Annotated in this window: 15 protein-coding genes; 4 read left to right on the forward strand and 11 right to left on the reverse strand. The window is 72.0% G+C overall.

Annotated features, from left to right (window positions below; all coding sequences use genetic code 11):
• Nucleotides 1-148 precede the first annotated feature (148 nt).
• Nucleotides 149-547, forward strand: a complete 399-nt coding sequence (locus ACGFR9_RS25580; protein WP_030216593.1) for a helix-turn-helix domain-containing protein — start codon at nt 149-151, stop codon at nt 545-547.
• Here ACGFR9_RS25580 and mutM read toward each other — a convergent pair.
• The 9 genes from mutM to ACGFR9_RS25625 form a co-directional block, all read right to left on the reverse strand.
• Nucleotides 520-1,380: a bifunctional DNA-formamidopyrimidine glycosylase/DNA-(apurinic or apyrimidinic site) lyase gene (gene mutM, locus ACGFR9_RS25585; protein WP_393212520.1), complete on the reverse strand. Its 861-nt coding sequence runs from the start codon at nt 1,378-1,380 to the stop codon at nt 520-522. The genes ACGFR9_RS25580 and mutM overlap by 28 nt on opposite strands.
• A 79-nt stretch (nt 1,381-1,459) precedes the next feature.
• On the reverse strand, nt 1,460-2,278 hold the full coding sequence (rnc, locus tag ACGFR9_RS25590) for a ribonuclease III (RefSeq protein ID WP_393212677.1): 819 nt from the start codon (nt 2,276-2,278) through the stop codon (nt 1,460-1,462).
• A 19-nt stretch (nt 2,279-2,297) separates the two neighbouring features.
• Complete coding sequence (rpmF, locus tag ACGFR9_RS25595; protein ID WP_003951102.1) at nt 2,298-2,471, reverse strand: 50S ribosomal protein L32; 174 nt, start codon at nt 2,469-2,471, stop codon at nt 2,298-2,300.
• Nucleotides 2,472-2,473: 2 nt separating this feature from the next.
• Nucleotides 2,474-3,118, reverse strand: a complete 645-nt coding sequence (locus ACGFR9_RS25600; RefSeq protein WP_393212523.1) for a YceD family protein — start codon at nt 3,116-3,118, stop codon at nt 2,474-2,476.
• Nucleotides 3,119-3,246: 128 nt separating this feature from the next.
• Nucleotides 3,247-4,320 (reverse strand): ATP synthase F0 subunit B, encoded by a 1,074-nt coding sequence (locus tag ACGFR9_RS25605; protein WP_393212679.1) that lies wholly within the window; start codon nt 4,318-4,320, stop codon nt 3,247-3,249.
• A gap of 117 nt (nt 4,321-4,437) precedes the next feature.
• Nucleotides 4,438-4,917 (reverse strand): pantetheine-phosphate adenylyltransferase, encoded by a 480-nt coding sequence (gene coaD / locus ACGFR9_RS25610; RefSeq protein ID WP_217130615.1) that lies wholly within the window; start codon nt 4,915-4,917, stop codon nt 4,438-4,440.
• Between the two features lie 26 nt (nt 4,918-4,943).
• Nucleotides 4,944-5,531 carry a 16S rRNA (guanine(966)-N(2))-methyltransferase RsmD gene (gene rsmD / locus ACGFR9_RS25615; RefSeq protein ID WP_393212525.1) on the reverse strand — a complete coding sequence of 196 codons (588 nt, stop codon included), beginning with the start codon at nt 5,529-5,531 and terminating at the stop codon, nt 4,944-4,946.
• Between the two features lie 48 nt (nt 5,532-5,579).
• The gene (gene recG, locus ACGFR9_RS25620) at nt 5,580-7,787 is read right to left on the reverse strand and encodes an ATP-dependent DNA helicase RecG (RefSeq protein WP_393212528.1); all 2,208 of its coding nucleotides are present in this window, start codon (nt 7,785-7,787) and stop codon (nt 5,580-5,582) included.
• A 27-nt stretch (nt 7,788-7,814) separates the two neighbouring features.
• Complete coding sequence (locus ACGFR9_RS25625; protein ID WP_393212530.1) at nt 7,815-9,542, reverse strand: DAK2 domain-containing protein; 1,728 nt, start codon at nt 9,540-9,542, stop codon at nt 7,815-7,817.
• Nucleotides 9,543-9,810: 268 nt separating this feature from the next.
• On the opposite strand from ACGFR9_RS25625, the gene rpmB reads away from it, so the two are divergent.
• Nucleotides 9,811-9,996, forward strand: coding sequence for a 50S ribosomal protein L28 (gene rpmB / locus ACGFR9_RS25630; RefSeq protein ID WP_004924906.1), 186 nt, complete (start codon nt 9,811-9,813; stop codon nt 9,994-9,996).
• Between the two features lie 344 nt (nt 9,997-10,340).
• Here rpmB and thiD read toward each other — a convergent pair whose 3' ends face one another.
• Both thiD and ACGFR9_RS25640 read right to left on the reverse strand, forming a co-directional pair.
• A complete protein-coding gene (thiD, locus tag ACGFR9_RS25635) occupies nt 10,341-11,129 on the reverse strand; it encodes a bifunctional hydroxymethylpyrimidine kinase/phosphomethylpyrimidine kinase (protein ID WP_393212532.1) in 789 nt (262 codons plus the stop codon).
• The gene (locus ACGFR9_RS25640) at nt 11,126-12,091 is read right to left on the reverse strand and encodes a thiamine-phosphate kinase (RefSeq protein ID WP_393212534.1); all 966 of its coding nucleotides are present in this window, start codon (nt 12,089-12,091) and stop codon (nt 11,126-11,128) included. Before ACGFR9_RS25640 ends, thiD begins: the two co-directional genes overlap by 4 nt.
• A gap of 206 nt (nt 12,092-12,297) precedes the next feature.
• Here ACGFR9_RS25640 and ACGFR9_RS25645 point away from each other — a divergent pair, with 206 nt between their 5' ends.
• The gene (locus tag ACGFR9_RS25645) at nt 12,298-12,531 is read left to right on the forward strand and encodes an Lrp/AsnC family transcriptional regulator (protein ID WP_030216582.1); all 234 of its coding nucleotides are present in this window, start codon (nt 12,298-12,300) and stop codon (nt 12,529-12,531) included.
• 20 nt (nt 12,532-12,551) lie between these two features.
• Nucleotides 12,552-13,052, forward strand: a complete 501-nt coding sequence (locus ACGFR9_RS25650) for a DUF3515 domain-containing protein (protein WP_393212537.1) — start codon at nt 12,552-12,554, stop codon at nt 13,050-13,052.
• The last annotated feature ends 7 nt before the right edge of the window (nt 13,053-13,059 follow it).

The raw sequence follows: 13,059 nt of genomic DNA on the forward strand, positions 1-13,059 counted from the left end.
GCACAACAAACTCCTCGCTCATACCATCGCGGGGGTGGGGGGCCACATGGGGGGGGGGCCCCCCGGGGGGGCCCCCCCCCGCCCCCCCCCCCCCGCGGGGGGGGCCCCCCCCGGGGGGCCCCCCCCGCCCTGGCGTAATCTTGGGTTCATGACGACCGTGCCGCGACCGGAGGAGCGGGAGCTCCCCTTCAACGTGTTCGCCAAGGCGTGCCCGTCCCGCGGCACGCTGGAGCATGTGACCGGGCGCTGGGGCGCGCTGACGCTCGGCGCGCTCCACGAGGGCTCCCTGCGGTTCAACGAGCTGCGCCGCCGGGTCGACGGGGTGAGCGAGAAGATGCTCTCCCAGACGCTGCAGGCGCTGGAGCGCGACGGGCTGGTGCACCGCGAGGCCCAGCCGACCAATCCGCCCCGCGTGGACTACGAACTGACGCCGCTGGGCCATGAGGTCGCCGGGCGCCTGCTGGCCCTCATCCAGTATGTCGAGGGCAGCATGGACGCCGTACTGGAGGCGCGTGAGCGCTACGACGAGACGCGCGGCGCCCGCTGACACGCCGGGCAGAAGTAGCTGGACCGGTTCATCCACGCCTTCCGGCGCATCGGTGTGCCGCAGCGACGGCAGGGCAGGCCCTCACGGCCGTACGCGTCCAGGGACCGGTCGAAGTAGCCGGACTCCCCGTTGACGTTGACGTAGAGGCTGTCGAAGCTGGTGCCGCCCACGGCGAGGGCCGCGTTCATGACGTCCCGGACATGGCCCAGCAGGAGCAGGGTGCGCGGGCGGGTGAAGCCGGCCGTCGGGCGCTCGTAGTGGACACGGGCCCGCCACAGCGCCTCGTCGGCGTAGATGTTGCCGACGCCGCTGATCAGTGACTGGTCGAGCAGGGCGCGCTTGACGGTGGTGCGCTTGCGGCGCAGTGCCTGGTGGAACGCCTCCTCGTCGAAGAGCGGGTCGAGGGGGTCCCGGGCGATGTGGGCGATGACGTCGGGCAGTCCGTCGGGGGTGGTGTCGTGCAGCGACAGACCGCCGAAGGTGCGCTGGTCGACGAAGCGGAGTTCGGTGTCCAGGGCGTCGGTGAAGCGGACCCGGACGCGCAGATGCCGCTCGTCTGCCGCCGCGTGCGGCTGAACCAGCAACTGGCCGCTCATGCCGAGGTGGGCGAGGACGGCCTGGCCGGTGTCCTCGAGGGGCAGCCACAGATACTTGCCGCGGCGGCTGGGCACGCCGACGCGGTGACCCTCGAGGCGGTGCGCGAAGTCGTCGGGGCCCGCGAGGTGACGGCGTACGGCGCGCGGGTGCAGCACCTCGGCGCCGGCGACGGTCCGGTGGGCGACCCACCGTTCCAGTCCGCGCCGTACGACCTCGACCTCGGGCAGCTCGGGCATGCTCTCCCCTTCACGGGCGGGTGTACGACCGCCGAGCGCCCGCCCCGGTACGGGGGCGGGCGCTCGGGTCGTCCGGTGGTCAGGCGGAGGCCGACGGGGTGTCGGCGCTCGTGCCGGAGGCGTCGGCTTCGGCGGCCCGGACGGCCTCCTCCGCTTCCGTCGCGGCCTTGGCGCGCTCGTCCGCCGCGGCCCGGATGGACCGCCAGGCGGACTCGGCGGCCTGCTGCTCCGCCTCCTTCTTGCTGCGGCCGGTGCCGGTGCCGTACGAGACGCCTCCGACGCGGGCGGCAGCAGTGAAGGTCTTCTCGTGGTCGGGGCCGGTCTCCGTGACGAGGTACTCGGGTACGCCGAGCCCTTCGGTCGCGGTGAGCTCCTGGAGACTGGTCTTCCAGTCCAGGCCGGCACCGAGGTTCGAGGACTTCTCGATCAGCGGGTCGAACAGGCGGTGCACCAGTTCGGAGGCCGCGTCGAGCCCCTGGTCGAGATAGACGGCGCCGATCACCGCTTCGAGGGTGTCGGCGAGGATGGATGCCTTGTCCCGCCCGCCCGTGCCCTCTTCACCGCGGCCCAGCCGGATGAAGGAGCCCAGTTCGAGCCCGCGGCCCACTTCCGCCAGCGCACGCGAGTTGACCACCGCGGCCCGAAGCTTGGCCAGCTGGCCTTCGGGCAGATCGGGGTGGGTGTTGTACAGCGTGTCCGTGACGACGAGGCCGAGCACGGAGTCCCCGAGGAACTCCAGCCGCTCGTTCGTCGGCAGGCCGCCGTTCTCGTACGCGTAGGAACGGTGGGTCAGCGCACGCACCAGAAGGGCGGACTCGAGCTGATAGCCGAGCCGCCCTTCCAGAAGCGTGTGGGACGAGGCCTGGTTTTCCGCTGAGTTCTTCTTCGGCGTCGACACAGTGCCTCTCACCAGCCGCTCAGACCTCGAGGACCTGGCGCTTGTTGTAGGTGCCGCAAGACGGGCACGCGATGTGCTGCTGCTTGGGCTCGTGGCAGCGCTCGCACGCAACCAGGGTGGGGACCGCAGCCTTCCACTGCGACCGGCGGTGGCGCGTGTTGCTGCGCGACATCTTCCGCTTCGGAACAGCCACGGCTACTTCTCCTGCTTCTCGTCGACGCCCGGTTCGGCGCCGCTCATCTCGTCCTTCTCGCCGTCCTTCATGGTGCCGGCGAGTCCCTGCAAAGCCGCCCAACGGATGTCGACGGCGTCATGATGGTGATCCGGGTCGTCCGCGAGCCGTGCTCCGCACTCGGAGCACAGACCCGGGCAGTCTTCCCGGCACACCGGCTGCATCGGCAGTGCGAGCACCACCGCGTCGCGCAGCACGGGCTCGAGGTCGAACAGTCCGTCCTCGAGGAAGAGCCTGTCCTCGTCGTCCTCGGCGTCGTCGCCCGGTTCCGCGGTCACGCGGCCCCGGTCGTCGGCGTCAGGGTACGAGAACATCTCCTGGAAGTCCGCTGTGATCTCCTGCTTCAGCGGCTCCAGACACCTTACGCACTCCCCCTCGGCCCCGGCACGGGCGGTGCCTGTGACGAGCACACCCTCCATGACCGACTCGAGGCGGAGTTCCAGCTCCACCGGGGCGCCTTCCGGCACTCCGATGACGTCCTTGATCCCAAGGTCCTTGGGGGCGTCGACCGTACGGGTCAGGCGCTGCAGCGCACCGGGCCGCCGCCCCAGCTCGTGTGTGTCGAACACGAGGGGGTTCCGGTGGTCGAGGCGGGCGTTCAGGGCCATTCCTGCTTTCGGTCTTCGAGCTCAGAGGTACCACTGCCCCGTGATGTTCCCGGGCAGCGTGGATCGCGGACGTAAGCGCGACCGAAGAGCCAGGATACTGGACCATTCGCTCTCGGCCCAATCCGCCCCTACAGACCCCGCTCGCGCTCGTACGCCCGCAGCTGCTCGGGCGTGATCATGCTGGTGTCGAAGAGGCTGGTCTCGTCCAGGGCGTAGCCCTGCTGGGCCTGCTGCGCCTGCTGGTCGTGGCCGGTCTGCTGCTGTGCCTGGCCCGGGTCGTACGCCTGCGCGTCGTAGCCCTGGTAGGCGCCGTACGGATCGGGCTGCTGCTGATAGCCGTAGGCGTCCTGCTGACCGCCGTACTGCTGCTGGTAGCCGGCGTACGGGTCCGGCTGCTGCTGGTAACCGTAGGCGGGCTCCGGCTGGGCGTACGTCTGCGGTCGCTGCTGCGGCTCGGGCTGCCGGGCGGCCGGGGTGTCCTGCTCGGCGAGGTCCGCGAGACCGGCGAGGTAGTCGGCGTCGCTGGAGTGCTGGACGGTCGACGGGTCGTCGGCGAGGGCGCCGAGGTCGTCGGAGGCGATCCGGCCGTGCAGCTTCTGCCGGCCCCGTCCGACCGCCTCCAGGGTCTTGGCGAGGACCGCCTCGAAGGCGCCGAGCTTGACGTCGACGTACTCGTCCGCGGTGCGGCGCAGGGTCTCCGGGTCGTGGCTGCGCTCGGGGGCGTCCTCGTCCTCGTAGCCCTGCTCGTCGAGGCCCGGGCCGGTGCCGAGCAGCTTCTCGCGGCCGCGGCCGACCGAGCCGAGCGTCTTGGTGAGGACGACCTCGAAGTTGGCGAGCTTGGAGTCGACGTAGTCGTCGGCCTCCGCGCGGACCTCCTCGGCCTCCTTGCGGGCCTCGCCGAGGATCCGGTCGGCCTCGGCCTGGGAGCGGCGGGCGACCTCGGTGTCGGAGACCAGGGAGCCGCGCTGGGCGTGCGCGCCCTCGATGATCCGCTCGGCCTCCTGGCGGGCCTGCTCGACCATCTGCTCCCGGCCGCCGATCAGTTCCTCGGCCTGGGCGAGGGAGTCGGGCAGGGCCGCGCGCACCTCTTCGAGCATCGAGAGCAGCTCGGCGCGGTTGACCACGCACGAGGCCGACATGGGCATCGACCGGGCACTGGAGACCGCGGCGACGATCTCATCGAGCTTCTTCTGCACGTCCACCGTGTGCTCGCCACTCTCTACAGCTGTGTTGGAGACGGACGGGACCGACTGTACGGCCATGGGGCGTCCGGGGGACACCGGTTGACGGACCGGCGGGCACCGGGAGGCCCCCGGTGGTCAGTCCCTGCGCAGCCGTTCGGTGAGGGCGGTCAGGACCTCCGGCGGCACCAGGTGGGCGACGTCGCCGCCCCAGGCCGCCACCTCCTTGACGAGCGAGGAGGACAGGAAGCTGTAGGTGGGGTTGGTGGGGACGAAGAGGGTCTCCACGCCCGAGAGTCCGTTGTTCATCTGGGCCATCTGTAGCTCGTAGTCGAAGTCGCTGACCGCGCGCAGGCCCTTGACGATGGCGGGGATCTCGCGCTGCTTGCAGAAGTCGACGAGCAGACCGTGGAAGGCCTCGACGCGTACGTTGCCGTACTCGGCGGTGACCCGACGGATCAGGTCGATCCGCTCCTCGATCTCGAACAGGCCCTTCTTGGACTGGTTGATCATCACCGCGACGTAGACCTCGTCGTACAGCCGGGAGGCCCGGGCGATGATGTCGAGGTGTCCGTTGGTGATCGGGTCGAACGACCCGGGGCATACGGCGCGGCGCACTTGTGATCCCTCGCTCTCCGGTCCGGTCATCGTGCGTCTTCGCACGTAGAGGCGGCGCGACCGTACCAAAACGTTCCCTCGCCGTAGCGGCGGGAGCGGATCGCCTCGAACCCGGGCGGCCAGCCGAACTCCCCTCCTCTGGTGCTGCGCTCCACGGTGACGAGGGCTTCGCCGCTGAGCCAGCCCCCCGTACGGAGTGTGAGCAGGATCTCGCGAAGATCGCCGTCCTGGACGGCGTAGGGCGGGTCGAGGAAGACGACGTCGTACGGCTCCTGAGGGGGCGCGCCACGGATGATCTGTTCCGCTTTGCCGGATACGGCCTCGGCGCCGGGGAGTCCGAGTGATTTCACGTTCTCCCGGACCGTTCGGGCGGCGCGGGCGTCGGCCTCGACGAGCAGGACGTGTCCGGCGCCGCGGGACAGGGCCTCCAGGCCGACGGCGCCGGAGCCGGCGTACAGGTCGAGGACGCGTTCGCCGTCCAGCGGGCCTCCGAGCAGGGACTGCCAGGTGGAGAAGAGGCCCTCGCGCGCGCGGTCGGAGGTGGGGCGGGTCCCCTGGCCGGGCGGAACGGCCAGGCGGCGCCCGCCGGCCTTGCCGGCGATCACGCGGGTCATGTCCTCGGTCCTTGTCGGTCTGTGCTGGTCGGTGGCCGTACCAGTCTGTCAGCCCTTCTCCAGGTACTGCTCCCGCTCCTCGTCCAGCAGGGCGTCCAGTGCCGTGCGCAGGGCGGGGAGGCCGGTCAGGTCCGGGTCGGCGGCGACGATCCTCGCCGCCTCCTCCCTCGCCTCGGCGATGATCTCCTCGTCTTCGATGACGGCGAGCATGCGCAGGCTGGATCGGGTGCCGGACTGGGCCTGCCCCAGCACATCGCCCTCGCGGCGCTGTTCCAGGTCGATACGGGAGAGCTCGAAACCGTCCAGCGTGCCGGCGACGGCGCCCAGCCGCTGCCGGGCCGCGCTCGCCTCGGGCATCTCGGTGACCAGCAGACACAGGCCCGGCGCCGAGCCGCGGCCGACCCGGCCGCGCAGCTGGTGCAGCTGGGAGACGCCGAAGCGGTCGGCGTCCATGATCACCATCGCGGTGGCGTTGGGGACGTTGACCCCGACCTCGATGACGGTGGTGGCGACCAGGACGTCGACCTCTCCGGCGGTGAAGCGGCGCATGACGGCGTCCTTGTCCTCGGGCTGCATGCGCCCGTGCAGCACCTCGACCCCGAGCCCCTTCAGCGGCCCTCGCGCGAGCTGCTCCGCGATGTCCAGGACGGCGAGCGGGGGCCGCTTCTCGGCCTCGTCCTCGGGGGGCTTCTTCCTGCCGGACTTCTTCGGGTCGTCCTCCTCGTCGCCGATGCGGGGGCAGACCACGTACGCCTGATGGCCGTTCGCCACCTCCTCGCGGACCCGCTCCCACGCGCGGGCGAGGAAGTGGGGTTTGTCGGCGGCCGGGACGACATGGCTGGCGATGGGCGAGCGGCCGGCCGGGAGCTGGTCGAGTACCGAGGTCTCCAGATCGCCGAAGACCGTCATCGCCACCGTGCGCGGAATGGGGGTGGCGGTCATGACCAGCAGGTGCGGGGGCTGTTTGCCCTTGCCGCGCAGGGCGTCGCGCTGCTCGACACCGAAGCGGTGCTGCTCGTCGACGACGACCAGGCCCAGGTCGTGGAACTTGACCTTGTCCTCGATCAGCGCGTGGGTGCCGATGACGATGCCGGCCTCGGCGGTGGCCAGGTCGAGCAGCGCCTGGCGGCGGGCCGCCGTTCCCATCGACCCGGTGAGCAGCGTCACCTTGGTCCCGGTCTCCGCTCCCCCGAGCATCCCTCCTTCGGCGAGCTCCCCCATCATCTCGGTGACCGACCGGTGGTGCTGCTGGGCGAGCACCTCGGTGGGCGCGAGCATCGCGGCCTGTCCGCCCGCGTCGACGACGGCGAGCATGGCGCGCAGCGCGACCATCGTCTTCCCGCTGCCGACCTCGCCCTGGAGCAGGCGGTGCATGGGGTGTTCGGTGGCGAGGTCGGTGAAGATCTCGGCGGAGACCTTCTGCTGGCCCTCGGTGAGGGTGAAGGGGAGACGGTCGTCGAAGGCGGCGAGGAGACCGTCGGGCTCGGGGCGGCGGGCGACGGCGGGGAGTTGCGCGTCGGCGTGGCGGCGGCGGGCGAGGGCGACCTGGAGGACGAAGGCCTCGTCCCATTTGAGGCGGGCGCGGGCGTCCTCGATGTCCGCCTTGGTGTGCGGGCGGTGGATCTTGAGGAGTGCCTCGGGGAGGGCGACGAGTCCGCGGCCCGCGCGCAGGGAGTCCGGGAGGGGGTCGACGGCCTCCTGGGCGCTGGGCAGGACCGTCTGCAGCGCCTTGCCGATCTTCCAGGACTCCAGTTTGGCGGTGGCGGGGTAGATCGGGATGAGGGCGCCGGCCCAGGTCTCCACGGTCTCCTCGGCGTCACCGCGCAGCAACTCGTACGCCGGGTGGGCGAGTTGGACGCGGCGGTTGAAGACGGAGACCTTGCCGGCGAACATCGCCCGGGTGCCCGGCAGGAGTTCCTTGTGCGGTTTGTGGACACCGGCGCCGAAGAAGACCAGTTGCAGCCGGCCGCTGCCGTCCGTGATCGTCACCTCCAGGCGCTGGCCCTTGCCGCGCGGGGCCTTGGCGGAGGCGAAGGTGTGCAGCCGGGCGTCGGCGACCTGGGCGACCACCGTGACGTGCTCGTCCATGGGGAGGTCGGCGAGGTGGGTGAGCTGGCCGCGCTCCTCGTATCTGCGCGGGTAGTGGTGCAGGAGGTCGCCCACGGTGTGCAGGCCGAGGTGCTCGGCCATCACCTTCGCGGTGGCGGGGCCGAGCACCTTCTTCAGTGGTTCGTCCAGTGCGGGCACGGGATCCATTGGACACCACACCACTGACAACGGGCGTCACTCCACCCCGATGAGCAGCAGGGCTCCCTGTCTGCCGCCGTGGTACACCACCGTGTCGACGGCGAGGTAGCCCTCGCGGACACGGGTCTCCAGGTGGGCGGCGACGGCTTCGGGGGCGTCGTCGCCGAGGACGAGGGTGACCAGTTCGCCGCCGGCCGCGAGCATGCGGTCGAGGACCGCCTCGGCGGTCGCCGTGACGTCCTGCCCGATCACGGCCACGTCCCCGTCGACGAGGCCGAGGACGTCCCCGGCCTGGCAGATGCCCGCCATGGTCCAGGACTGCCGCTCGGCGACGGCGACCTCGGCATAGCGGGTCGCGCCGGCCGCCGACGTCATCGACACCACGTCCTCGTCGAAGCGGCGTTCCGGCTCGTGCACCGCGAGGGCGGCTATGCCCTGGACGGCGGAGCGGGTCGGGATGAGGGCCACCCTGATCCCCTCGGCCCGCACCTGCTCGGCGGCAGCGGCGGCCGTGTGGCGCAGATCGGCGTCGTTGGGCAGCAGGACGACCTCCCGCGCGTGCGCACGCCGGACCGCCTGGACGAGTTCTCCGCTGGCGGGCGGCTCCCCGGGGCGGGCGAGCACGGTGGTCGCTCCCGCCTCGGTGTAGAGCCCCGCCAGGCCCTCGCCGGGCACCACGGCCACGACGGCCCGCTGTGCGCGTTCGCCGCGCGCGGCCGGTTCGGCTCCGGTGGTGTGGACGTCCTCCGCGCCGAAGTGGGTGATCCGGATCCGGTACGGCCGTCCCGCCTCGACCCCGGCCTCCACGGCGGCGCCCGCGTCGTCGGCGTGCACATGGACGTTCCACAGGCCGTCGCCGCCGACGACCACGAGCGAGTCGCCCAGCGCGTCGAGCCGGTCCCGCAGCCGTGCGACGGCCGCGTCCTCGGCCTCCAGGAGGTAGATCACCTCGAAGGCGGGTCCGCCGGCCCCGTGCGGGGCACCGCCGTCCGCGCACTCGCCGAGCCCCCCGGCCTGCTCCGTCCGCTCCACGCGCGCGTGCGGCACGGGACCGGTGGTGTGTGCGGAGCCGGTCCACGGGCCGCCGACGGCCGGCAGGCCCCGCGGCGCCTCGCCCATGAACGTCTCCACCAGCGCCGCCAGCACCGCGACCAGCCCCCTGCCGCCCGCGTCCACCACTCCGGCGCGCCGCAGGACGGCCAGCCGGGCCGGGGTCTCGGCGAGCGCCGCGCGGGCTCCCTCGTAGGCGGCCCGCGCCACTGCCCCGCAGTCGCCCTCCGCCGCGCCGGCCGCGTCGGCGGCGGCCGAGGCGACGGTCAGGACCGTGCCCTCGACGGGGTGCGCGACCGCGTGGCGCGCGGAGTCGGCCGCGTGCCGCAGCGCGTTCCGCAGGCCCTCGCCGTCGGCGTGCGCCGGGGCCTCGTCGCCGGCCAGCACCTGGGCCATGCCGCGCAGCAGCTGCGCCAGGATCGTCCCGGAGTTCCCGCGCGCGCCGATCAGCGCGCCGTGGGCCATGGCCCGTACGGCGTCGGCCAGCGCCGGCTCCCGGTCCCCGCCGGCCCGGTGTCCGTCGAACACCGCCTCCACCGCCGCGGTCGCCGACTCGAGGGTCAGATAGAGGTTCGTGCCGGTGTCGCCATCCGCCACCGGATAGACGTTGATCGCGTCGATCTCCTCGCGGGAGCGCCCCAGCGCATCGAGCGCGAGACCGCACCAGGAACGCACCGCGAGAGCATCGAAGAATGTCTGCGGCACCTGCGCCACCTGCGCCTCCCTGAGCTGCCGGCCGTGGCAGGCAGCGTAGACCGTGGGACGCCGTCCGCCGGAAGAGGGCCGGGGGCGGTGGCCCGGGCCACCGTGGTAGTTTCGTTCTACGGGAGCAGCCGTTGTATGCTGCTCCGGTTGCCCGATCCGATCGGGCCTCTCCCCTGGCACCGCCACTCAGATTCCATCAGGGCTCCTCGGAGTCCGGAATTCGATCCCGGCATGCCGGGATCAACCGTAAGTGCATCTGAAGTCTTTGGAGTGACCCGTGGCTGCCAACTGCGACGTCTGCGGCAAGGGGCCGGGCTTCGGCAACAACATCTCGCACTCGCACCGCCGTACGCCCCGTCGCTGGAACCCGAACATCCAGCGCGTGCGTACCGTGGTCGGCGGGACGCCGAAGCGCGTGAACGCCTGCACCTCGTGCATCAAGGCCGGCAAGGTCTCGCGCTGACGCTTTCGCTGAGCGCGTGGCCACGTCGGTTTCGCCGCAATAGCCGGTCCACCTCTGGTGGGCCGGCTTTTTGCTTTGGGGTGAGCGGGGGCGTTCGCGCAGCCGCGCATCTGTGAGACGGGTTGGTCGCACCGCCCGGTGGGGGCGCGGGCCGGGAGGCGTTCGCGCGGCCCGGCGCTCGCGGGGTGCCGTCGCGCCCACCCGTGCCGCCCCAGCGGCACGACTGCCCGCGGGAGCGGAGGGTTGAAGGGCGGGGGTGGGCTTGGGGGCCGCTGTGGCAGCTCCCCAAGGGGCGCGGGGAACTGCGCGACCGGCCCCCACCGGGCCGCACTCGGCGCCCCCCGTTACCGGAGGTTCCAGGCGTGGTTCACCGGGCCCAGACCCTTGCCCAGGGCGAAGCCCGAGGCGATCGCGCCGGTCACGTAGGCCTTCGCCGCTGCCACCGCCTCCGGGACCGCACGGCCCTTCGCCAGTTCCGACGCGATCGCCGAGGCCAGGGTGCAGCCCGTGCCATGGGTGTGGCGGTTGTCGTGCCTCGGGGCCCGAAGCCAGTGCTCCGAGGAGCCGTCGGTCAGCAGGTCCACCGCGTCGCCGGGCAGATGACCGCCCTTGATCAGCGCCCAGCGTGGGCCGAACGCCAGGATCGCCTCCGCCGCCCGGCGCATACCGGCTTCCGAGTCGACGTGGACGGACGTGAGTTGCGCCACCTCGTCCAGGTTCGGGGTGGCGACCGTCGCCACCGGCAGCAGCCTGGTCCGTACGGAGTCCAGCGCGGAGGCCGCCAGCAGCGGGTCACCGTGCTTGGAGACCCCCACCGGATCCACCACCACCGGCACCTCCGTGCCGGTGATCAAGTCGGCGACCGTCTCGACGAGTTCGGCGGAGGACAGCATGCCGGTCTTGACCGCCTGCACACCGATGTCGTCGACGACGCTGCGGTACTGGGCCCGGACCGCCTCCGCGGGCAGTTCCCAGGCGCCCTGCACGCCGAGCGAGTTCTGCGCGGTCACCGCGGTGAGCACGCTCATGCCGTGCACCCCGAGCGCCAGCATCGTCTTCAGATCGGCCTGGACGCCGGCCCCGCCGCCCGAGTCGGAGCCGGCCACGGTGAGCACCCGGGGCGGCGCGCTCATGACTCGATGTCCCCGAAGTGGTCCCAGCCGCCCTGGGTCGTCCAGGGCGCCCCGTCCACCGTCACCTGGGGCAGCGCCGACGGGTTGAGCACCTCGCCGATCACCTTCCAGCGGGCGGGCAGCTTCACGTCCGGCGGGAAGGTCGCCACGATCGCGTGGTCCTCTCCCCCGGTCAGCACCCATTGCATGGGGTCGACGCCGACGGCCTGGCCGATGTCGTTCATCTGCGAGGGGATGTCGATCGCGCCGGAGCGCACGTCGATACGGACCTTGCTGGCCTGGGCGATGTGCCCGAGGTCGGCGATCAGCCCGTCACTCACGTCGCACATCGCGGTCGCGCCCAGGCCGGCGGCGGCCGGGCCCGCGTGGTACGGCGGTTCGGGGCGCCGGTGCGCCTCGACGAAGGCGCGCGGTGAGCGGAAACCGCGGGAGAGCACCGCGTGCCCGGCCGCGGACCAGCCCAGCCAGCCGGTCACCGCGACGAGGTCGCCGGGCTGGGCCCCGCCCCGGGTCACGGGCTCCTGGTTGCGCAGATCACCGAGCGCGGTGATCGACACCATGATCGTGTCGCCGCGTACGACATCGCCGCCGACGACCGCCGCGCCGGCCACCTGGCATTCGTCGCGCAGGCCGTCCATCAGCTCGCTGGGCCAGGTCACCGGCAGTTCCGCCGGGACGACGAGGCCGAGCAGCAGGGCGGTCGGTACGGCGCCCATGGCGGCGATGTCGGCGAGGTTCTGCGCGGCGGCCTTGCGGCCGACGTCGTAGGCCGTGGACCAGTCGCGGCGGAAGTGCCGGCCCTCCAGCAGGATGTCGGTGCTGGCCACGACCCTTCGGTCGGGCGCGGAGACCACTGCGGCGTCGTCGCCGGGGCCGACCCGGACCGCCGGGGTGGTGGTGAGGCGGGAGGTGAGCTCCCTGATGAGCCCGAACTCGCCGAGCTCACCAACAGTGCCCTTCATTTCCCTTTCGACCCTTCTGTCCCTGTCCGTGCCCGGTCGCGAGCCGTCCGGGTCCTCGCTACGGTCGAGGTGACCGTCAACTTCTCCCGTGTCTGTACCCCGGCGCGCAAGGCCCGGTTCCCGCAGGTCTCCCCGCGGGGAGCGGCGACGCGATACCGTGGCGTTCCTTTTCCCCACATGATCCTCGTGGCCGCCCTGGAGGTTCCGTGGTACAGGCTTACATCCTGATCCAGACGGAGGTCGGCAAAGCGTCGACCGTCGCCGATCTGATCGGCAAGATCCCTGGAGTGATCCAGGCCGAGGACGTGACCGGACCGTATGACGTGATCGTGCGCGCCCAGGCCGACACCGTCGACGAACTGGGCCGCATGGTGGTCGCCAGAGTCCAGCAAGTGGACGGCATCACCCGCACCCTGACCTGCCCGGTCGTCCATCTGTAGCCCCCGTCTACCCTGTGCCGGTGAACTCCTTCCGTCACCGGCACGCCGTCCTCTCCGCGCTCGCGGTGCTGATCACCGCCGCGGGCTGCTCCTCAGCAGACGACAGCGCGTCCGCGGCGGTTCCCAGCCCGGACGCGAAGGTCACCAAGCTGTGCCAGAACCTGGACGAGGTCCTGCCGGCGAAGGTGGACGGTGAGAGTCGCGACGATCCCGAACCCGCGTCCGAACTGACCGCGGGCTGGGGCGGCGTGGCGATCATACTGCGGTGCGGTGTCGAGCGGCCGCCCAAGATGGCCGACCCCAAGGTGGCCAACGGGCAGGACGCCGACGCCGTACCGGGCGGGGTCGAGGGGGTCGACTGGCTGATGGAGCGGCAAGGCGACGACGCGTACCGCTTCACCACCGCCAACCGCGAGGCGTACGTCGAGGTCCGGGTGACCGGCGGACGGGACAGTACGGGCGTACTGATCGATCTCGCCCCGGCCGTCAGGAAGGCGATCCCCGAGGGGATCGCCTTCTGATGCGCGC

Origin of the sequence: Streptomyces sp. NPDC048584 (assembly GCF_043199595.1) — a bacterium.
Classification (GTDB): domain Bacteria; phylum Actinomycetota; class Actinomycetes; order Streptomycetales; family Streptomycetaceae; genus Streptomyces; species Streptomyces edwardsiae.

What these genes read in the sequence shown, in the direction of transcription:
- ACGFR9_RS25580 (WP_030216593.1), top strand. Translation starts at nt 149, where the DNA reads ATGACGACCGTGCCGCGACCGGAGGAGCGGGAGCTCCCCTTCAACGTG.
- mutM (WP_393212520.1), bottom strand. Translation starts at nt 1,380, where the DNA reads ATGCCCGAGCTGCCCGAGGTCGAGGTCGTACGGCGCGGACTGGAACGG.
- ACGFR9_RS25600 (WP_393212523.1), bottom strand. Translation starts at nt 3,118, where the DNA reads ATGGCCCTGAACGCCCGCCTCGACCACCGGAACCCCCTCGTGTTCGAC.
- rsmD (WP_393212525.1), bottom strand. Translation starts at nt 5,531, where the DNA reads ATGACCCGCGTGATCGCCGGCAAGGCCGGCGGGCGCCGCCTGGCCGTT.
- recG (WP_393212528.1), bottom strand. Translation starts at nt 7,787, where the DNA reads ATGGATCCCGTGCCCGCACTGGACGAACCACTGAAGAAGGTGCTCGGC.
- thiD (WP_393212532.1), bottom strand. Translation starts at nt 11,129, where the DNA reads ATGAGCGCGCCGCCCCGGGTGCTCACCGTGGCCGGCTCCGACTCGGGC.
- ACGFR9_RS25640 (WP_393212534.1), bottom strand. Translation starts at nt 12,091, where the DNA reads ATGAAGGGCACTGTTGGTGAGCTCGGCGAGTTCGGGCTCATCAGGGAG.